Here is a 19,351-nt window from a genome sequence, read left to right as displayed (position 1 = left end):
GATGCGATTCGACAACCGCCACATCATCGTTATCGGCCTGGGCGACACCGGCGTTTCTGCCGCGCGCTGGCTGCTGGCGCATGGCGCGCGCGTCACCATCGCCGATAGCCGCGACCAACCGGCCAATGCGGCCAACGTGGCCGCCGAGCTGGGCGTGACCCTGCGCCTCGGGGCGTTTGATGCGCAGACCTTTGCCGACGCCGACATGCTGATGGTGAGCCCGGGTGTCAGCATCCGCACACCGGCCATTGCCGATTTTGCCCGCCGTGGCGGCGAAGTCGTGGGTGACGTAGAGCTGTGGGCGCGAGCCATTGCTGGTAGCGGCGCCAAGGTTATCGCTATTACCGGCTCCAACGGCAAAAGCACCGTGACCAGCCTGGTAGGCCACCTGTGCGAGGCGGCCGGCCAGGATACCGTGGTGTGCGGCAATATCGGCCTGCCGGTGCTGGACGCGCTGTCGCAGCGCGAAGCCATCGGCAAGCAGCCCGACGTATGGGTAGTGGAGCTGTCCAGTTTTCAGCTGGAAAGCACTACCAGCCTGCGTGCCGACGCCGCTAGCGTGTTGAATATTTCCGAAGACCATCTGGATCGCTACAACGACCTGCTGGACTACGCGCACAGCAAAACGGCCATCTTTGCCGGTAGCGGTGTGCAGGTGCTGAACCGCGACGACGCATTCTGCCGCGCCATGGTGCGTGCCGGCCGCCGCGTGGCCTGGTTCTCGCTGCGCGAGGCGGCAGATTACGCACTGCAACAGACAGATGGCCGCTACCTGCTTACCATCGCCGGCTCGCCGGCGTTCGATAGCGCAGAGATGCAGCTGCAAGGCTTGCACAATGCGGCCAACGCACTGGCGGCACTGGCGCTGACCGAGGCCATCGGCCTGCCGCGCGAGGCCTTGCTGGCTGCGCTGCGCAGCTTCCGTGGCCTGGCGCACCGGGTGGAATACGTGGACGAGTTCGGCGGTGTGATGTTCATCGACGACTCCAAGGGCACCAATGTGGGCGCCACCGAAGCGGCATTGAACGGCATGACCCGCCCGGTGGTGCTGATCGCCGGTGGCGATGGCAAGGGGCAGGATTTTGCGCCGCTGGCGCCAGCCTGCCAGCGTATTGCCCGTGCCGTGGTGCTGATTGGTCGTGATGCACCGGCCATCCACACGGCGCTGGCCGGCAGCAGCGTACCGCTGCACCGTTGCAGCACACTGGAAGAGGCAACGCATCTGGCAGCCAGCCTGGCACAGGCTGGCGACGTGGTATTGCTGTCGCCCGCCTGCGCCAGCCTGGATATGTTCAGGAACTATGCGCACCGTGCCCAGGTATTTGTGCAGACCGTTGCCGCGGTCAAGGCGGAGATCACAGCCTGATGAGCAGCATTAGCCGGCGCCATCACCACGCAGCCCCCGTCACCGTGCTGGACGAAGCACTGATGTGGGCCATCGCCCTGTTGCTGTCCATCAGCCTGGTGATGGTGTACTCGGCGTCGATTGCGTATGCAGAGGCGGATGCTGCCACCAATAACCGCTACTTCTACCTGTTCCGCCACATGATCTTCATGACCATTGGCCTTGCCGGGGCAGCGGTAACTTTCCAGGTGCCCACCAGCATCTGGCAGAAATACGCGGGCAAGTTTTTCCTGTTTGCCGGTTTCCTGCTGGTGCTGGTGCTGATACCCGGCATTGGCAAGGTGGTAAACGGCTCGCGGCGCTGGATCAACCTGGTGGTGCTGAACCTGCAGCCGTCCGAAGTCATGAAGTTGGCCGCGGTGATCTATGCCGCGGATTACACGGTACGCAAAGCCGCCAAGCTGCACAGCGTGCGTGAAGGTTTCTTGCCGATACTGGTGGCCATCGTGGCCGTGGCCATGCTGCTGTTGCTGGAGCCGGACTTTGGCGCGCTGATGGTGGTGATGAGCATCACCATGGGCATTGTGTTTCTGGGCGGGATCAACCTGCGCATCTTTGCCGGCCTGGCGCTGATGGCCGTGTGTGCGGTGGTGGTGCTGATCATTACCTCGCCGTATCGCCTGAAGCGGGTACTGGGTTTTCTGGACCCGTGGGACGACCCCTACGGCAAGGGCTATCAGCTAAGCCATTCGCTCATCGCCATCGGCCGTGGCGAGTGGCTGGGCGTGGGGCTGGGCGGTAGCGTGGAAAAACTGTTTTACCTGCCAGAGGCGCACACCGACTTCATCATGGCGGTGATTTCGGAGGAATTCGGCTTTGTGGGCATCTGTGCGGTACTGGGCTTGTACGCCTGGATTGTACGCCGGGCCTTCCACATCGGTACCGAGTCCAAACAGCTGGAGCGTTATTACCAGTCGCTGGTGGCGCAGGGTATTGGTATCTGGCTGGGGGTGCAGACCTTCTTTAACGTGGGCGTGAACATGGGTTTGCTGCCCACCAAGGGCCTGACCCTGCCGCTGATGTCGTTTGGCGGCTCGGCCATGCTGTGCAACCTGGCCTCGCTGGCGGTGTTGTTGCGTGTGGATTATGAAAATCGCCGGCTGATGCGCGGCTTCAAGGTTTGAAGCCGGGTATCCGCTGTCATCAGGCAGCACGCTGCTGGGCAGCGTAGCCGGTGCAGCAGTCCGAGCCGCAGGGCGGCGAAGGAAAAATCGCCGGCTGATGCGCGGCTTTAAGGTGTAAATCGCCAAATAGTTGGCAAGGGCGGCCAAGGTTGGCCGCAAGGCAAGACAGCGTAGAGGGCCAGCGTGCCCGGTAACAAGAGAAGTGAAACGATGGCAAAGCGTACAGTGATGGTGATGGCAGCAGGTACCGGTGGGCACATTGTCCCGGGCATCGCCGTTGCACGCGAACTGGAAAGCCGTGGCTGGACAGTATTGTGGGTGGGTACCGAGCGCGGCATGGAAAACAAGCTGGTGCCGCCTACCGGTTTCGAGCTGATTCGCCTGGCGTTTCACGGTATTCGTGGCAAAGGCGCGCTGGGTTCGGTCAAAGGCGTCTTCCAGCTGGTGGCGGCGTTTGTCCGCAGCCTGGTGCTGATGTTCCAGCACCGCCCTGACGTGGTGCTGGGCATGGGCGGCTATGTGTGCCTGCCTACCGGCCTGGCCGCGGCGCTGCTGTGGAAGCCGATGGTGATGGTCAATGCTGATGCCGGCTTGTTGTTAAGCAATAAGGCCTTGCTGCCTTTCGCGGATCATCTGGCTTGTGGTTTTGATGGTGAGGCGGCGCGCAGTGTGAAGAAGTCGGTTGTGACCGGTAACCCGGTGCGCCGCGAAATCGAAGACCTGCCGCCACCCGCGCAGCGCTTTGCTGGCCGTAGCGGCCCGCTGCAAGTGCTGGTAGTAGGCGGTAGCCTGGGTGCCAAGGTACTGAACGACACCTTGCCCGCCGCGCTGGCCTTGCTGCCGGCGGATCAGCGCCCGCAGCTGGTACACCAGACCGGTGACAAGAATTTTGCCGCAGTGCAGGCCGCGTATGAAGCGGCCGGGCTGCAAGTTGGCCGCGACGTAACGCTGCTGCCGTTTATCGATGACATGCCGGCGCGCTTGGCTGCCTGCGACGTGATTGTGTGCCGCGCTGGCGCCATCACGGTCAGCGAGCTGTGCGCGGCAGGTGTCGCCAGCGTGCTGGTGCCATTGGTAGTCAGCACCACCTCGCATCAGCGCGATAACGCAGCCTGGATGGCGGCCGAGCAGGCAGCGATCCATCTGCCGCAACAAGACATGAGTCCGCCACAGCTGGCAGCACTGCTGGGCGGTTTGCAGCGCAGCCAGCTACAACAGCTGGCCGAGCGTGCCAAGGGGCTGGCCAAGCCTGGTGCGGCCCGTGCCGTCGCCGATTTGTGCCAGGCACTGGCTGATCAGGATTAAGTAACTGCCGCCGCGTGGCGGGCAGTGGGTGAGAAGAACGATGAAACATAGAGTCAAACACATTCATTTTGTCGGTATCGGCGGCGTCGGCATGTGCGGCATTGCCGAGGTGTTGCTGAACCTGGGCTACACCGTGTCCGGCTCCGACATGGCCGACAATGCGGCGACCAAGCGCCTGGCCGAGCAGGGCGCGCATATCTATTTTGGCCACGACGCTACCTATATCAAGGGCGCCGATGTGGTGGTGACCTCTACGGCGGTAAAAGCCGACAACCCGGAAGTGCGCGAAGCACAAGCACACCATATTCCGGTGATCCCGCGCGCCATGATGCTGGCCGAGCTGATGCGCTTCAAACAGGGCATCGCCATTGCCGGTACCCACGGCAAAACCACCACCACCAGCCTGACCGCTTCGGTGCTGGGTGCGGCCGGCCTGGACCCTACCTTCGTGATTGGCGGCAAGCTGACCGCAGCCGGCACCAACGCCCGCCTGGGTAGCGGTGAGTATCTGGTGGCAGAGGCGGATGAATCGGATGCGTCTTTCCTGTACCTGCAGCCAGTGATGTCGGTGGTGACCAATATCGACGCCGACCACATGGACACCTACGACCACAGCTTCGACAAGCTCAAGCAGGCTTTTGTGGATTTCATCCACCACCTGCCGTTTTACGGCCGTGCCGTGCTGTGCGTCGACGACGAGCACGTGCGCAGCATTGTGCCGCAGCTGAAAAAGCCGGTGACCACCTACGGTCTGGACGACAGCGCCGACGTGTATGCGGCCAACCTGGTAGCCGATGCCGGGCAGATGCACTTTGACGTGGTGGTGAAGGCAGAAGGCCTGCGTTTCCCGGTCACGCTGAATATGCCTGGTCGCCACAACGTACTGAACGCGCTGGCCGCGACCGTGATCGGCCTGGAGTGTGGTGCCGAGATCGACGCCATCCAGAAAGGCCTGGCCGAGTTTGCTGGCGTGGGCCGCCGCTTCCAGCGTTATGGCGAGCTGCCGGCAAAAAATGGCGGTAGCTACACCCTGATCGACGATTACGGCCACCACCCGGTGGAAATGGCCGCTACGTTGGCCGCAGTGCGTGGTGCTTTCCCGGAGAAGCGCCTGGTGCTGGCCTTCCAGCCGCATCGCTACAGCCGCACCCGTGACCTGTTTGAAGACTTTGTGAAAGTGCTGGGCCGCGTGGATGCCCTGCTGCTGGCCGAAGTGTACGCTGCCGGCGAAGCACCGATTGTGGCCGCCGATGGCCGCGCGCTGGCGCGTGCCGTGCGCGTAGGCGGCAAGGTAGAGCCGCTGTTCGTGGAACAGATTACCGATATGCAGCAAGCCATTACCGATATGGCGCGTGACGGCGACGTGGTGATCACCATGGGTGCCGGGTCGATTGGTGGTATCCCCGCCAAACTGGTAGCGGCCGCCAAGGCCTGACAGATAGCATTCCGCGCCCACATGGTGCGGTAGTGAGGACAGCATGAAGCAGTTTGGCAAAGTAGCAGTAATGATGGGTGGCAGCTCCGCCGAGCGTGAAGTCTCGCTGATGAGCGGTAGCGGCGTGCTGGCCGCCCTGCAAAGCAAGGGTGTGGATGCGCATGCGTTCGACCCGGCAGAGAAACCGCTGTCGGCGCTGAAAGAAGAGGGCTTCGCCCGCGTATTCAACATTCTGCACGGCCCGTTTGGCGAAGACGGTACCCTGCAGGGTGCGCTGGAAGCGCTTGGCATGCCGTACACCGGCTGCGGCGTGATGGCATCGGCCATCTGCATGGATAAATGGCGTACCAAACTGCTGTGGAAAGGCGCAGGCCTGCCGATTCCGGCGTTTGAACTGCTGAACGACGATAGCGATTTCGACGCCATCGAACAGCAGCTGGGCCTGCCGATCTTCGTGAAGCCTTCCACCGAAGGCTCCAGTATTGGCGTGACCAAGGTGAAAACCCACGGTGGCCTGAAGGCCGCCTACGAAGAAGCACGTCAGTACGACAGCATCGTGATTGCCGAGCAGTTCATCGGTGGTGGCGAGTACACCTGTGCCGTGATTGACGGTCAGGCCTACCCCACCATCAAGATCGAGCCGGCCACCGAGTACTACGACTACCAGGCCAAGTATTTCCGTGACGACACGGTATACCGCTGCCCGAGCGGCCTGGCGGCCGACGTGGAAGCGCGCGCGCGCGAGCTGGCGCTGCAGGCGTTCAAGGTACTGGGCTGCCAGGGCTGGGCGCGCATTGATTTCCTGATGGATGAACAGAACGGGATCTACTTGCTGGAAGCCAATACCAACCCCGGCATGACCAGCCACAGCCTGGTGCCGATGGCGGCGCGGGCCGAGGGCCTGAGCTACGAGGACCTGTGCGTCAAGGTGCTGGCAGCCGCTCATGTGGGATAACCATGCGGTATTGCGGGCAGTGGCTAATCTGCTGCTGACCGCCTCGTTATTGATGTTGTTGTATGCCGGGGGCTACTGGCTGACACACTCGCCCTTGTTCCCGGTTAAGCGGATTCACATTGCTGGCCAAGTGGCCAAGGTGACGCCGGTGCAGCTGAAGTACATCGCGCAAAACGAACTGACCGGCACGTTTTTTACGCTGGACATCAACAAAACGCGCCATGCCTTTGAAAAGCTGCCCTGGGTAAGCCAGGTACAGGTCCGGCGTGCCTGGCCAGACCGGCTGGATATTACGGTCAGCGAGCATGTGGCGCTGGCGCGCTGGGGGGACCAGGGGCTGATCAGTACCACCGGGCGCTGGTTTGATGCTGCAAGTGACCAGCCACTGCCGGTGATGTACGGCCCGGCAGCGAGTGAAAAAGAAATGATGCAGGCGCTGCAGGAGTTCCGGCAGCGTTTGCAGCCCGCCCGCTTGCAGCCAGTGCGTTTGTGGCTGTCCGAGCGCAGGGCGTGGCGAATGGAGCTGGACAACGGTGTAACGCTGGAACTGGGACGTGGCCCGGTGGCTGAGCGGTTGACGCGTTTTATCGACCACTGGTCACACAGCCTGGCCACGCTGCCATACCGCATTACGTATGTGGATTTGCGTTATCCCAATGGATTCGCTGTGCGGATGCCCGATTACAAGGCACCGCCTACGGCAACAAACAAGCTTTAAGCGTTGGAGCGACAGGTGAGCAAACCTAAGGAAAGCAAAAACATGCTGGTGGGCCTGGATATCGGCACCTCGAAGATCGTCGCGATCGTCGCCGAAGTGCTGGAAGAAGGCCAGATCAACATCGTGGGCATGGGGCAAGTGCCCTCGCGCGGTCTGAAGCGCGGCATGGTGGTGAATATCGAATCCACGGTACAAGCCATCCAGCGCGCGCTGGAAGAGGCCGAGCTGATGGCCGACTGCAAAATCAACGAGGTGTTTACCGGCATCGCCGGCAGCCACATCAAGGGTGTGAATTCGCACGGCATGGTGGCCATCAAGGACCGTGAAGTGACGCAGATGGATATCGACCGCGTGATCGAAACCGCGCGTGCGGTGTCGATTCCGCCCGATCACCAGGTGCTGCACATCCTGACACAGGAATACAGCATCGACGGCCAGGAAGGCGTGCGCGAGCCGCTGGGCATGAGCGGTGTACGCCTGGAAGCCAAGGTGCACATTGTGACCGGTGCCATTTCGGCTGCACAGAACGTGGCCAAGTGTGTACGTCGCTGCGGCCTGGAAGTGTCCGACCTGGTATTGCAGCCAATGGCCAGCGCCAGTGCCGTGCTGAGCGAAGACGAAAAAGAGCTGGGCGTGTGCCTGATCGATATTGGTGGGGGTACCACGGATATCGCCGTGTACATCAACGGCGCCATCCGCCATACCGCGGTGATCCCCATTGCCGGTGACCAGATCACCAACGATATCGCCATGGCGCTGCGTACCCCGACCAAAGAAGCCGAGGACATCAAGATCCAGCATGGTGTGGCACTGGTAGGGTTGGCCGACGCCGCCCAGATGATCGAGGTGCCGGGCGTAGGCGAGCGCGGCCCGCGCCAGATGTCGCGTGCGACGCTGGCCGAGGTGATCGAGCCACGTGTGGAAGAGCTGTTCCAGCTGGTGCAGCAAGAGCTGCGCCGTAGCGGTTTTGAAGAAATGTCTACCGGTATCGTCATTACCGGTGGTGCCAGCCTGATGCCCGGCATGGTGGAGTTGGCCGAAGAGGTCTTCCACCTGCCTGTGCGCATCGGCGTACCCAAGTATGTAGGTGGCTTGTCTGAGGTAGTGAAAAACCCGCGCTTCTCTACAGGTGTCGGTTTGCTGCTGTACGGCAAGGACCAGATGCATCCTCGCGTTGGCCAGAAAAGCGAAAGCGCCGGCGTGGGGCAAGTGTTCCAGCGTATGAAGGCTTGGTTTGCCGGTAACTTTTAAGGCAAAACGGAATATTCCGACAATAGCTCATCTTTTTACAGGAGAGGAAAAATGAGCGGCATGGTATTCGAAGTAATGCAGGAGACTGCTACCGAGGCAGTCATCAAGGTGATCGGTGTAGGCGGTGGCGGCTGCAACGCCATCGACAACATGATCAGTAACCAGGTGCAAGGCGTGGAATTCATCTGCGCCAACACGGATGCCCAAGCGCTGAAACGCAACAAGGCACCGCAGAAACTGCAGCTGGGTAACAATCTGACCAAAGGCCTGGGCGCCGGTGCCAACCCGGATACCGGCCGCAATGCCGCCCTGGAAGACCGTGAGCGCATCGCCGAGATGCTGCGCGGTGCCAACATGGTCTTTGTGACCGCCGGCATGGGTGGCGGTACCGGTACCGGCGCGGCGCCAGTGGTGGCCGAGGTGGCCAAAGAGCTGGGCATCCTGACCGTAGGCGTGGTGACCCGCCCGTTCGAACACGAAGGCAAGCGCCTGCGTGTGGCCAACGACGGTATCGACTTGCTGAAAAAGCACGTGGATTCGCTGATCGTGATCCCGAACGAAAAACTGATGGCCGTACTGGGCGAAGACGTCACCATGCGTGAAGCCTTCCGCGCAGCGGACGACGTGCTCAAAGGCGCGGTAGCCGGTATTTCCGAAGTGATTACCTGCCCGGGTCTGATCAACGTCGACTTTGCCGACGTGCGTGCGGTCATGAGCGAAATGGGCCTGGCCATGATGGGTTCGGCCTTTGCATCGGGTATCGACCGCGCCCGCGTGGCCGCCGAGCAAGCCGTTGCCAGCCCGCTGCTGGACAACATCACGCTGGAAGGCGCACGTGGTGTGCTGGTGAATATTTCCACCGCACCAGGCTGCCTGAAAATGAGCGAATACCGCGAGATCATGGGCATTATCCGCCAGTACGCGGACGAAGATGCCCAGGTCAAGTTCGGTACGGCCGAAGTGGAAGATATCCCGGAAGACACCATCCGCGTGACCTTGATCGCGACCGGCCTGGGCCAGAAGCCAGCCAGCAACCGCGACGAGCGCCCGGACTACATCAAGATCGTGAAAACCGGTACCGATAACGTCGCCATGGAAATGGATTTCAACGACCTGAATACGCCGGCAGTCATGCGTAATCGTGGCCGTCGTGCGCCGATTTCTACCGACTTTTCGGACCCGGAAGTAAGCGAGTCTTACGATATTCCGGCATTTTTGCGTAAGCAGGCTGACTGATAGCGTAGGGCAATTGATTGTTCGATGGTAATCAATTAGCCGCATGGCGCGGCTATGCTAAACTGTCAGCAATCGATATGTCCGAAAGCCCGTCATGATCTTGCAACGCACGCTGAAACAGGCCATCAGCGCCACTGGCGTTGGGCTGCATTCCGGCGAACGGGTCAAACTGACCCTGCACCCGGCTGCACCCGATACCGGTATTGTGTTCCGCCGCACCGACCTGCCCACGCAGGACGAGGTGGTGGTACGGCCTGCGCTCGTGAACGACACGCGCCTCTCCTCGACACTGGTCACCGAGACCGGTGTGCGTGTCGGCACGATCGAACACCTGATGTCCGCTTTTGCAGGGCTGGGCATCGATAATGTGATTGTGGATGTGACCGGTGCCGAAATGCCCATCATGGATGGCTCGGCGGCACCGTTCATCTTCCTGCTGCAAACGGCGGGGATTGAGGAGCAATCTGCGGCCAAAAAGTTTATCCGTGTGAAGCAAACGGTAGAGGTGGTGGAGGGCGACAAGTGGGTAAAGCTGATGCCGCACGACGGTTTCAGCGTGCAGCTGTCCATCGAGTTCAACCACCCGGCGTTTAACCGTGCCCCGCAGACGGTGAGCGTGGATTTTGCCAACCATTCCTATATCGAAGAGATCAGCCGCGCCCGGACTTTCGGCTTCATGCACGAAGTAGAGTACATGCGCAGTCACGGCTTGGGCCGGGGTGGCAACCTGAATAATGCCATCGTGATCGATGATGAATATGTACTGAACCCGGAGGGTCTGCGCTTTCCGGATGAGTTTGTCCGCCACAAGATTCTGGATGCCATCGGTGACCTGTACATCGTCGGGCACCCGCTTATCGCCGCATTCAGTGGCCATAAATCCGGCCATGCCATGAACAATAAACTGTTACGCGTGATGCTGGCGAACCCCGACGCGTGGGAATTTGTCACCTTTGATAACCCCGAAGACGCCCCAGGCAGCTTTCACCGCTTGCCGGAGTTGGCCTGAGTCTGGTATTTGCCCGCGCCTGCTGCCGCAAACTGAATAAAAAACACCCCTAGCCTGTTTGACAGGAAGGGGTGTTTTGCCAGGAAGGTCGGCCGGTTTAGGGCTTCTTACGGGCCTGTTTCAGGTTGGCCGCCAGCTCTTCTGGATTTAGCGGTGGTGCATCTTCCGGGCATAGCGCCTTGATCACGCTGCGTTGCACAGCATTGTTGCTATCCAGTTTGCGCCATTCAGCCCGGTGTGAAGCAATCCAGCGCTGGCCTGTGGTGTCTGCAAAGGCAAAACTGCGCTGGGTACGCTCGCCGCAGTGCATGCCTTCCGCACTGATATTGTCGATACCACTACTACTTTGCTGGCGCAGTATGAAACGCACTGTGCGATCTTCTGCCAGTAGCAGGCTATTGCTGTCCACAAAGAGGCGCTGCTTGACGTTTACCGGGGTGTCCAGCTCAATCCATTGTGCGTTCGCTGGGTAACCGGGCAGGGGCAAGACTTGTTCTTGCCATGCGGTTTCGGGCTGATAGCGGCCTGGTTTGCGGCTATTCATCTTGTCCAGTATGTCTGCGTGGGCCAGGTTGGCCGCACATAGCAGGCCTAGCATGATAAGACGGGTTTTCACGGTATGTTCCTGATTTGTCCAATACGAAGCTGGTGGCGGCGGCGGCCGCTTTCGCGCCCCCCCATGCCGTAGCTTACCTCGGTAAAACTGACATCGCCGCGCGCCGAAACGTTCATGATGCTGCTGCAGCGTGTGCCATAGTCGCGGCCAACGATAAAGACCGGCGACAGCATTTTTTCCAGTGCCGAGCCGACACCAGTATTGGGCAGCTGATCTGGTGGCGCTTGTTCCGGGTTCATCAGCCACGGCAGCACCTCGGCATCGGCCGGCGGGCGTTTCAGTGTAGCCAGCAGGCTACGCAGCTGTTCGCTCTTATGCCAGCGTGTGTCCATGTCTGCGTTCGACAAGACGTGGATGCCTGGTGCTACGCGGTTCAGCGTCTTTGTGCGACTGTTGAAATGCAGCAGGTCGCCTACGGGGCCGAAGATCAGGTTGAACGGGCCGTAGTTGGCCGCATTGTCTTTAAGCCAGGTCGCAAAGGCCAGCGGGTCTTCGTCGCCGCTGACAAAACGCTGCACCAGCTCGCCACGCGAGCGCGCGGCCTTGGCTGGCCGCCCGTCGCGGATGTGGGTTACCGCGGCAAAGCGGCCGCGGGTGTCGATGGCCATCCAGCTGCCACCGGCCTTGACGTCACGCCCTCCCAGTATTTGCGGGTAGTCTGGCCAGAAATCCAGCGGCAGGGCGGGGCGGGCATAGTATTCGTCACGGTTGGCCAGCAGGCACAATGGCCCCAGCGCGGGGGTCTTGTAGGCAAAAGCGATAATGCACATGTGCTGTTCTTGGGCATTTGGCCCAAGGCCTTTAAAATAACGTTTTGATTGTAACCGCTATACGCCTGGAGGATGAGTGTATGCAGCCAGATATCGCGCTGGATCTGTCCGGTTTGAATTGCCCCCTGCCTATCCTGCGCGCCAAGAAAGCCCTGGCTACCATGGATAGCGGCAAGGTGCTGTCGGTGCTGGCCACCGACCCTGGCGCCCCCAAGGATTTTGAAGCCTTTTGCCGCCAGACCGGCAATGTGCTGCTGGAATCGCTGGTGCAGGACGATGGCCGTTTTGCACTATTGATTCGCCGTAAATAACAAACAGGCGCCCAGGGTGGCGCCTTTTCTTTATCTTGCTGATTGCATAAGGTTAAACAATGAAACTGACCATTACCCGCCCCGATGACTGGCACCTGCATGTACGCGATGGCGAAGCACTGGCTGCTGTGCTGCCTGACACCTGCCGCCAGATGGGCCGCGCCATCATCATGCCTAACCTGAAGCCGCCAGTGACGACGGTAGCGTTGGCCGCAGCCTACCGCGAGCGTATTCTGGCCGCACGCCCGGCCGGCAGTACCTTCGAGCCGCTGATGACGCTCTACCTGACCGAAACCACCACCGCCGAAGAAGTACGCCTGGCCAAAGCCAGCGGCTTTGTACACGGCATCAAGCTGTACCCGGCTGGCGCTACCACCAACTCCGATGCGGGTGTACGTGATGTGAATAATGCCATGGCCGCGCTGGAAGCCATGGCCGAGGTGGGCATGCCGCTGCTGGTGCACGGTGAAGTCACCGACCCGGCCATCGACGTGTTCGACCGTGAGGCCGTGTTCATCGATACCGTATTCGAGCCGCTGCTCAAGCGCCTGCCCACGCTGCGCGTGGTGTTCGAGCACATCACCACCCGCCAGGCCGCCGAATACGTGGCTGCCGCCGGTGACAATATCGCCGCCACCATCACCGCCCACCATTTGCTGATGAACCGTAATGCGCTGTTTACCGGCGGCATTCGCCCGCACCACTACTGCCTGCCGGTACTGAAGCGCGAAACGCACCGCGAGGCTTTGGTCGCCGCAGCGACCAGTGGTAGCAAGAAATTCTTCCTGGGTACCGATAGTGCACCGCACGCCCGCCACACCAAGGAAAACGCGTGCGGCTGTGCCGGCATGTACACCGCCAATGCTGCCATCGAGCTGTACGCAGAAGCATTTGATGCGGCTGGCGCACTGGACAAGCTGGAAGCCTTCGCCAGTTTCAACGGACCTGATTTTTATCAACTGCCGCGCAATACAGACACCCTAAGCTTGGTACGCGAAGCATGGCAGGTACCGGCTACCTTGTCTTATGGAAATGACGAGCTGGTTCCCCTGCGCGCGGGGGAGTATGTGCAATGGCGATGCGTACCATGAGTAATGCTCATGTAACTAGTCCAAAATTGCTTAGCTGAAAGGAATAAGTGCAGGAAATGCTACGCATCACAGGCATTGTGACGCTGAAGTGACGATTCGGGGCTTGTAGTAGCCATGTGTGCTGTGCATAATTGCCTCGCCTTTGCGTACTGTATACACACAGTTTGTTTTTCTCGGGGGGCCCGCATCAAGACGGGCCGCCTCTGTTCAAGGAGAGCAGGAGAATATGAAAAAGAATATGTCTTTCAGCGTGTTGGCCGCATCTGTAGTGCTGGCCATGGGTGCCAATGCTGCCTTTGCTGCCAAAGTACCCGCCGGCGTACAACTGGCTGCCAAACAAGAGCTGACCCGTAACAATGGCTCCGAGCCGGAGTCCCTGGACCCGGCTCTGGCTGAGTCTGTTGGTGCCAACAACATTGCCCGTGACCTGTTCGAAGCGCTGACCGCTGCCGACAACGAAGGCCGCATCGTGCCGGGCCTGGCCGAGTCCTGGAAACAGACCGACCCGACGACTTGGGTATTCACGCTGCGCAAGAACGCCAAATGGTCTGATGGCGTGCAAGTGACCGCCGACGACGTGGTATATGGCATCCGCCGTTTCCTCGATCCGAAAACCGCTTCTCCGTACGCATCGACTTATGGTGCTTTCCTGCTGAACGGTGTTGAAGCCGCCGAAGGCAAAAAAGCGCTGACCGACATTGGCATCAAAGCCATCGACAAGCTTACCGTAGAAGTGAAGACCCCTTACCCGGTAGCGTTCCTGCCGGAAGTCATGTCCAACAACCAGCTGGGCCCCGCTCCGCGCCACGCTATCGAAAAGCATGGCAAAGACTGGACCAAGCCGGGCAAGCTGGTGGGCAACGGTGCGTTTGTGCTGAAAGACTGGGCAGTTAACAGCAAGATCGTTATCGAGAAAAACCCGCAGTACTGGGACGCCAAGGCTGTCGTACTGAGCAAAGTGACCTACTTGCCGATCGAAGATGGTTTTGCTGACGTAAAACTGTACCAATCCGGCGAGAACGACTGGGTGTACCAGCTGCCCCCAGGCACCTACGAAAAATACAAGGCCGAGCTGCCTAAGGATGTACGCAACTCGCCTATGCTGGGCCTGCGTTATTACAGCCTGAACGCCAAAGACCCGGTGATGAAAGACAAGCGCGTTCGTCAGGCGCTGTCCATGGTGATCGACCGTGACATCCTGGCCGCCAAGATCACTGCCGACGGCCAGTCGCCAGCCTACAGCGTGGTGGTGAAGGGTACTGCCGGTGCCGATGCCACCACCTACGACTGGGCCAAATGGCCGATGGCACAGCGCGTGGCCGAAGCCAAGAAACTGCTGGCTGCCGCTGGCCTGCAGGCTGGCAGCAAGATCAAGTTCACCTACAACACCAGTGAATACCACAAGAAAATGGCGATTTTTGCCGCTTCCGAGTGGAAAACCAAGCTGGGCCTGAACACCGAGCTGGAAAACATGGAGTTCAAGGTTCTGCTGAAAAAACGTCACGATGGTGAATACCAGATCGCCCGTAACGGCTGGGTAGCTGACTACAACGACGCCACCACCTTCCTGACCCTGGTGCAGTGCGGCTCCGATCAGAACGACAACGGCAACTGCAACCCGAAAGCAGAAGAGTTGATCAAGCAGGGTAACCAGGCGAAAGACGCAGCCAAGCGCAAGCAGTTGCTGACCCAGGCTACCAAGATGATCATGGACGACTACCCGATCATCCCGCTGCTGTCCTACACCACGCCACGCCTGGTAAAACCTTATGTGGGCGGCTATACCGGCAAGAACTCGCTGGACCGCTACCGCAACAAGGACCTGTACATCATCAAGCACTAAGTTGATGTCGCCAGCCTGAAGGATTTTCCTTCGTAACGAAGACCGGGTGCATCCTCTACAGGGTCACCCGGTCTGATTTGGAAGTGGTAGTTGCAGCATGTCCCGTGCCATGGCACAGGGGGCGACCCTGCCTGTGCGTGCCGTATGTTGCTACCGACCTGGAGTACTCCCATGTGGTCTTACGCTTTTCGACGCGTATTGATGACGATCCCCACCCTGTTGCTCGTCATCACTGTCTGTTATCTGATGTTGCATGCCACCCCGGGTGGCCCGTTTGATTCCGAACGCAAAATTTCTGCTGCTGTCATGGCTAACCTGCAGGCCAAGTATCATCTGGACCTGCCGTTGTGGCAGCAATACCTGTATTACCTCAAGAGCCTGCTGCAAGGCGATCTTGGCGCCTCTTTCCGTTACGCGGACTGGAGCGTGAACGACCTGGTGGCCAATGCGCTGCCGATTTCCGCCCTGATCGGCGGTACCGCGCTGCTGCTGTCGGTGGTGATCGGCATTGTGCTGGGTACCATTGCCGCGCTGCGCCAGAACAGCCTGATTGACTACTTTGTGATGCTGATCGGCAACCTCGGTAGTGCTTTCCCCTCGTTTGTGATCGGCCCGGTACTGATCCTGGTGTTTGCCATCTGGCTGGCCTGGCTGCCGGCGGGCGGCTGGAACGACTACCAGGTTCATTACATGGTGCTGCCTATCGCGCTGCTGACCTTCATCAACGTGTCCACCATCGGCCGCGTGATGCGTGGCAGCCTGATTGAAGTGATGAACTCCAACTTCATCCGTACGGCCAAGGCCAAAGGCCTGCCGATGCGTACCATCGTGATGCGTCATGCGCTGAAACCTGCCCTGATGCCGGTGATTTCCGTGGTAGGCCCGATTGCCATTTCCACCATTACCGGTGCTGTGGTTACCGAATCGGTATTTTCCCTGCCGGGGCTGGGCAAGCTGATTATCAACGGTGCATCCAACCGCGATTACACCCTGGTACTGGGCCTGGTGGTGCTGGTAACCGTGGTGGCGGTGCTGATCAACCTGCTGGTTGACCTGTGCTATGCATTGCTTGACCCGAAGATTCGCTACTAAGCGCAGTCTTGGATAAGTCTACCAGCGAGGATAGTCATACATGTTTTCCCGAAGCAAACAAAGCGATCTGGCCGGGGCCATCGAGGCCAATATCAATGCGGCCGCTATTGAAGGTCGCAGCCCGTGGCGTGATGCCCGCGAGCGTTTTTTCCGTAACAAGGCTGCGGTTGTCAGCCTGGTCATCCTCACCATCATTGCAGTGGCCTGCATTTTTGGCCCCATGGTGCTGCCGTACTCGTACGAAGACACCGACTGGAACGCCATGAGCCTGCCGCCGGGCATGGAAGGTGCGCACTATTTCGGTACCGACGAACTGGGGCGTGACCTGCTGGTGCGCTGCCTGATCGGTGGCCGCATCTCCCTGATGGTGGGCCTGCTGGCGACCATCGCCTCGGTGACCATCGGTATCGTATGGGGTGCGACCGCCGGCTTCATGGGCGGCAAGGTGGATACCATCATGATGCGTATTGTGGACATGATGTACGCCGTGCCTTACCTGCTGATCGCCATCCTGATGGTGACCCTGCTGGGCCGCGAGTTCTACCTGGTGGTGCTGACCATTACCGTGTTCTCGTGGATGGACATGGCGCGCGTGGTACGCGGCCAGACACTGTCCATCAAGTCCAAGGAGTTTGTCGAAGCCGCGCACGCTATCGGTGTGTCCACCCCCAATATCATCTTCCGTCACATTGTGCCCAACCTGCTGGGTATCGTGGTGATCTACACCACCGTTACCGTGCCGGGCGTGATTCTGACCGAGTCGGTGCTGTCCTTCCTGGGTCTGGGCGTGCAAGAGCCGATGACCAGCTGGGGCGTGCTGATCGAAGACGGTACCGGTGTGATGGAAACCACGCCGTGGATCCTGCTGTTCCCGGCTGCCATGCTGTCCATCACCCTGTACTGTGCCAACTATATTGGTGACGGCCTGCGCGACGCGCTGGACCCGAAAGACCGCTAAGGAATACGCCATGAGTCTTCTGAAAGTTAATAATCTTGGCGTGCAGTTCCAGACACCGGACGGCATGGTCAATGCAGTAAACGGCGTCAGCTTCGAGCTGGATGCCGGCCAGACGCTGGGTATTGTCGGCGAGTCCGGCTCTGGTAAGAGCCAGTCGGTACTGGCCATGATGGGTCTGCTGGCCAAGAACGGCCGCCCCACGGGCGAGGCTTTGTACAAAGGCCAAAACCTGCTGACCATGAGCCCGAAACAGCTCAACGGTATTCGCGGCGACCGTATCTCCATGATCTTCCAGGACCCGATGACCTCGCTGAACCCCTACCTGACGGTAGAGCGCCAGATGACCGAGGTGCTGGAGCTGCACAAGGGCATGACCCGCAAGCAGGCCAAAAAGCGCGCCATCGAGCTGCTGGAAGCAGTACGCATCCCCGAGGCTGCCCGCCGTATCGATATGTACCCGCACGAGTTCTCGGGCGGTATGCGCCAGCGCGTGATGATCGCCATGGCCCTGCTGTGCGAGCCGGAAGTGCTGATCGCCGACGAGCCCACTACCGCGCTGGACGTGACCGTACAGGCACAGATCCTCACGCTGCTGAAAGAGCTTCAGCGCGACTTTGGTACTGCCATCGTGATGATTACCCACGATCTGGGTGTGGTCGCCGGCCTGTGTGAAAAAGTGATGGTGATGTACGGTGGCCGCGTGATGGAGTACGGCACAGCCAACGACATTTTCTACCAGCCGTCCCACCCATATACCATCGGCCTGCTGGGCGCGTTGCCGCGTCTGGATCACGATGGCGATGCACTGGTCAGCATTCCGGGCAACCCGCCTAACATGGCGAACATGCCTAAAGGCTGTCCGTTTACCGAGCGTTGTGCCTATGCCTCGGCACAGTGCGCAGACGTCCTGCCGGGCCTGCTGCCATCTGCGGCCAACCCGGCCGTATTGCGTGCTTGCCACAAGCCAGTGGCTGAACTGAAACTGGAGCTGAGCCATGGCTGAGAAGAAACTGCTGCTATCGGTGCGCGATGTCAAAGTGCACTTCAAGGTAAAAGGGAATAACGACTGGCCGTGGACAGCAAAACGGACGCTTAAAGCGGTAGACGGTGTCAGCTTCGACCTGTACGAAGGGGAGACCCTGGGCGTGGTGGGCGAGTCCGGTTGCGGCAAGTCCACGCTGAGCCGCGCCATCCTCAACCTGATTCCCGCCACCGATGGCGAAATCCTGTGGATGGGCAAAGACCTGCGCAAGGGCAGCGATAAAGACTGGCTGCATGTCCGCAAGGATATCCAGATGATCTTCCAGGACCCCCTGGCCTCGCTGAACCCGCGCATGACCATTGCCCAGATCATTGGCGAGCCGTTGCGTGTACACCGCCCGGAGCTGTCGCCGGACGAGATCATGAAGCGTGTACGCGCCATGATGGTGAAGGTGGGTCTGCGCGAGCAGATGATCAACCGCTACCCGCACGAGTTCTCCGGCGGCCAGTGCCAGCGTATCGGTATTGCCCGCGCGCTGATTCTGGAGCCCAAGCTGATTATCTGCGACGAGCCGGTATCGGCGCTGGACGTGTCCATTCAGGCGCAGATCATTAACCTGCTGAAAGAGCTGCAGCGCGAGATGGGTCTGTCGCTGATCTTCATCGCGCACGACCTGGCGGTGGTGAAGCATATCTCCGACCGCATCCTGGTGATGTATCTGGGCCGCGAGATGGAGCTGGCCGAGAAGCACGCGCTGTACGACAAGCCCGCGCACCCTTACACCCAGGCTTTGCTGTCGGCTATTCCTATCCCCGACCCGAAGCTGGAGCGTAACAAGACAATCCAGATTCTGCAGGGTGATTTGCCTAGCCCGATCAACCCGCCATCCGGCTGCGTGTTCCGTACCCGCTGCCCGAAAGCGGTAGAGCGTTGCGCGAAAGAAGAGATCAAGCTGCACGCGGTTACCGCCGCCACGCAGACCTCCTGCTTGCTGGTATAAGCGCCCAAGTTGGCCGCATGCGGCCAACCCAGGTGCCAAGAAAGCCCGGACGTGTCCGGGCTTTTTCTTATTCCATAACCAGGTTGCCGCTTCACTTCACGTGCTTGTGTGCGCCGGCTTTGTTGGTGCCCGCTAGCCCGGTGCATTGCCTGCGGTCTGAAGCCCGGCCTTGTGCAGGGTTTCCTTACGCTTATCGCGGCAAGACATAAAAAACCGGCGCTCGGGGCGCCGGTTTTTGCGGGGCAGGGTG

General features: G+C 60.0%; 18 protein-coding genes. 16 read left to right on the top strand and 2 right to left on the bottom strand.

The window, feature by feature from the left end:
* Window position 1: 1 nt before the first annotated feature.
* The 9 genes from murD to lpxC all read left to right on the top strand — a co-directional run bounded on the left by murD (window position 2) and on the right by lpxC (window position 10,438).
* Window positions 2-1,366, top strand: a complete 1,365-nt coding sequence (murD, locus tag ACZ9XP_RS05835) for a UDP-N-acetylmuramoyl-L-alanine--D-glutamate ligase (RefSeq protein ID WP_147688273.1) — start codon at window positions 2-4, stop codon at window positions 1,364-1,366.
* Window positions 1,366-2,529, top strand: a complete 1,164-nt coding sequence (gene ftsW / locus ACZ9XP_RS05830; RefSeq protein WP_147688133.1) for a putative lipid II flippase FtsW — start codon at window positions 1,366-1,368, stop codon at window positions 2,527-2,529. The genes murD and ftsW overlap by 1 nt, the downstream gene beginning before the upstream one ends.
* A gap of 210 nt (window positions 2,530-2,739) precedes the next feature.
* The gene (murG, locus tag ACZ9XP_RS05825) at window positions 2,740-3,834 is read left to right on the top strand and encodes an undecaprenyldiphospho-muramoylpentapeptide beta-N-acetylglucosaminyltransferase (RefSeq protein ID WP_147688132.1); all 1,095 of its coding nucleotides are present in this window, start codon (window positions 2,740-2,742) and stop codon (window positions 3,832-3,834) included.
* A gap of 40 nt (window positions 3,835-3,874) precedes the next feature.
* Window positions 3,875-5,269, top strand: a complete 1,395-nt coding sequence (gene murC / locus ACZ9XP_RS05820) for a UDP-N-acetylmuramate--L-alanine ligase (RefSeq protein WP_465188136.1) — start codon at window positions 3,875-3,877, stop codon at window positions 5,267-5,269.
* A gap of 43 nt (window positions 5,270-5,312) precedes the next feature.
* Entirely contained in the window at window positions 5,313-6,224 is a 912-nt protein-coding gene (locus ACZ9XP_RS05815) for a D-alanine--D-alanine ligase (protein ID WP_147688130.1), read from the top strand.
* Window positions 6,214-6,942, top strand: a complete 729-nt coding sequence (locus ACZ9XP_RS05810; RefSeq protein WP_465188135.1) for a cell division protein FtsQ/DivIB — start codon at window positions 6,214-6,216, stop codon at window positions 6,940-6,942. Before ACZ9XP_RS05815 ends, ACZ9XP_RS05810 begins: the two co-directional genes overlap by 11 nt.
* Before the next feature lie 15 nt (window positions 6,943-6,957).
* Window positions 6,958-8,193 carry a cell division protein FtsA gene (ftsA, locus tag ACZ9XP_RS05805; RefSeq protein WP_147688128.1) on the top strand — a complete coding sequence of 412 codons (1,236 nt, stop codon included), beginning with the start codon at window positions 6,958-6,960 and terminating at the stop codon, window positions 8,191-8,193.
* A gap of 51 nt (window positions 8,194-8,244) precedes the next feature.
* Window positions 8,245-9,429, top strand: coding sequence for a cell division protein FtsZ (gene ftsZ / locus ACZ9XP_RS05800; RefSeq protein WP_147688127.1), 1,185 nt, complete (start codon window positions 8,245-8,247; stop codon window positions 9,427-9,429).
* A 97-nt stretch (window positions 9,430-9,526) separates the two neighbouring features.
* The gene (lpxC, locus tag ACZ9XP_RS05795) at window positions 9,527-10,438 is read left to right on the top strand and encodes a UDP-3-O-acyl-N-acetylglucosamine deacetylase (RefSeq protein WP_465188185.1); all 912 of its coding nucleotides are present in this window, start codon (window positions 9,527-9,529) and stop codon (window positions 10,436-10,438) included.
* A 97-nt stretch (window positions 10,439-10,535) separates the two neighbouring features.
* On the opposite strand, the gene ACZ9XP_RS05790 is transcribed toward lpxC, so the two are convergent.
* Window positions 10,536-11,054 carry a CNP1-like family protein gene (locus ACZ9XP_RS05790; protein ID WP_147688125.1) on the bottom strand — a complete coding sequence of 173 codons (519 nt, stop codon included), beginning with the start codon at window positions 11,052-11,054 and terminating at the stop codon, window positions 10,536-10,538.
* Window positions 11,051-11,824: an NRDE family protein gene (locus tag ACZ9XP_RS05785; protein WP_465188134.1), complete on the bottom strand. Its 774-nt coding sequence runs from the start codon at window positions 11,822-11,824 to the stop codon at window positions 11,051-11,053. The genes ACZ9XP_RS05790 and ACZ9XP_RS05785 overlap by 4 nt, the downstream gene beginning before the upstream one ends.
* Window positions 11,825-11,904: 80 nt before the next feature.
* Here ACZ9XP_RS05785 and ACZ9XP_RS05780 point away from each other — a divergent pair, with 80 nt between their 5' ends.
* From ACZ9XP_RS05780 to oppF, 7 genes are all read left to right on the top strand, one after another.
* On the top strand, window positions 11,905-12,135 hold the full coding sequence (locus ACZ9XP_RS05780; RefSeq protein ID WP_147688123.1) for a sulfurtransferase TusA family protein: 231 nt from the start codon (window positions 11,905-11,907) through the stop codon (window positions 12,133-12,135).
* Between the two features lie 59 nt (window positions 12,136-12,194).
* A complete protein-coding gene (gene pyrC, locus ACZ9XP_RS05775; RefSeq protein WP_147688122.1) occupies window positions 12,195-13,226 on the top strand; it encodes a dihydroorotase in 1,032 nt (343 codons plus the stop codon).
* 226 nt (window positions 13,227-13,452) lie between these two features.
* Complete coding sequence (locus ACZ9XP_RS05770) at window positions 13,453-15,069, top strand: peptide ABC transporter substrate-binding protein (protein ID WP_240803476.1); 1,617 nt, start codon at window positions 13,453-13,455, stop codon at window positions 15,067-15,069.
* A 171-nt stretch (window positions 15,070-15,240) separates the two neighbouring features.
* Entirely contained in the window at window positions 15,241-16,161 is a 921-nt protein-coding gene (gene oppB / locus ACZ9XP_RS05765) for an oligopeptide ABC transporter permease OppB (RefSeq protein WP_147688121.1), read from the top strand.
* A 40-nt stretch (window positions 16,162-16,201) separates the two neighbouring features.
* Window positions 16,202-17,119 carry an ABC transporter permease subunit gene (locus tag ACZ9XP_RS05760; protein WP_147688120.1) on the top strand — a complete coding sequence of 306 codons (918 nt, stop codon included), beginning with the start codon at window positions 16,202-16,204 and terminating at the stop codon, window positions 17,117-17,119.
* Between the two features lie 10 nt (window positions 17,120-17,129).
* Entirely contained in the window at window positions 17,130-18,122 is a 993-nt protein-coding gene (locus ACZ9XP_RS05755) for an oligopeptide/dipeptide ABC transporter ATP-binding protein (protein WP_147688119.1), read from the top strand.
* Window positions 18,115-19,101, top strand: a complete 987-nt coding sequence (oppF, locus tag ACZ9XP_RS05750; RefSeq protein WP_147688118.1) for a murein tripeptide/oligopeptide ABC transporter ATP binding protein OppF — start codon at window positions 18,115-18,117, stop codon at window positions 19,099-19,101. Before ACZ9XP_RS05755 ends, oppF begins: the two co-directional genes overlap by 8 nt.
* Window positions 19,102-19,351: the final 250 nt, after the last annotated feature.

The organism is Vogesella perlucida, from assembly GCF_979366545.1.
Note: the sequence above shows the minus strand (reverse complement) of the source record. Positions and strands in the feature narration are given on the sequence as shown.

Excerpts from the sequence above, each read along its gene's own strand:
- murD (WP_147688273.1), top strand. The coding sequence starts at position 2 with ATGCGATTCGACAACCGCCACATCATCGTTATCGGCCTGGGCGACACC.
- ftsW (WP_147688133.1), top strand. The coding sequence starts at position 1,366 with ATGAGCAGCATTAGCCGGCGCCATCACCACGCAGCCCCCGTCACCGTG.
- murG (WP_147688132.1), top strand. The coding sequence starts at position 2,740 with ATGGCAAAGCGTACAGTGATGGTGATGGCAGCAGGTACCGGTGGGCAC.
- murC (WP_465188136.1), top strand. The coding sequence starts at position 3,875 with ATGAAACATAGAGTCAAACACATTCATTTTGTCGGTATCGGCGGCGTC.
- ACZ9XP_RS05815 (WP_147688130.1), top strand. The coding sequence starts at position 5,313 with ATGAAGCAGTTTGGCAAAGTAGCAGTAATGATGGGTGGCAGCTCCGCC.
- ACZ9XP_RS05810 (WP_465188135.1), top strand. The coding sequence starts at position 6,214 with ATGTGGGATAACCATGCGGTATTGCGGGCAGTGGCTAATCTGCTGCTG.
- ftsZ (WP_147688127.1), top strand. The coding sequence starts at position 8,245 with ATGAGCGGCATGGTATTCGAAGTAATGCAGGAGACTGCTACCGAGGCA.
- ACZ9XP_RS05785 (WP_465188134.1), bottom strand. The coding sequence starts at position 11,824 with ATGTGCATTATCGCTTTTGCCTACAAGACCCCCGCGCTGGGGCCATTG.
- ACZ9XP_RS05780 (WP_147688123.1), top strand. The coding sequence starts at position 11,905 with ATGCAGCCAGATATCGCGCTGGATCTGTCCGGTTTGAATTGCCCCCTG.
- pyrC (WP_147688122.1), top strand. The coding sequence starts at position 12,195 with ATGAAACTGACCATTACCCGCCCCGATGACTGGCACCTGCATGTACGC.
- ACZ9XP_RS05770 (WP_240803476.1), top strand. The coding sequence starts at position 13,453 with ATGAAAAAGAATATGTCTTTCAGCGTGTTGGCCGCATCTGTAGTGCTG.
- oppB (WP_147688121.1), top strand. The coding sequence starts at position 15,241 with ATGTGGTCTTACGCTTTTCGACGCGTATTGATGACGATCCCCACCCTG.
- ACZ9XP_RS05760 (WP_147688120.1), top strand. The coding sequence starts at position 16,202 with ATGTTTTCCCGAAGCAAACAAAGCGATCTGGCCGGGGCCATCGAGGCC.
- ACZ9XP_RS05755 (WP_147688119.1), top strand. The coding sequence starts at position 17,130 with ATGAGTCTTCTGAAAGTTAATAATCTTGGCGTGCAGTTCCAGACACCG.
- oppF (WP_147688118.1), top strand. The coding sequence starts at position 18,115 with ATGGCTGAGAAGAAACTGCTGCTATCGGTGCGCGATGTCAAAGTGCAC.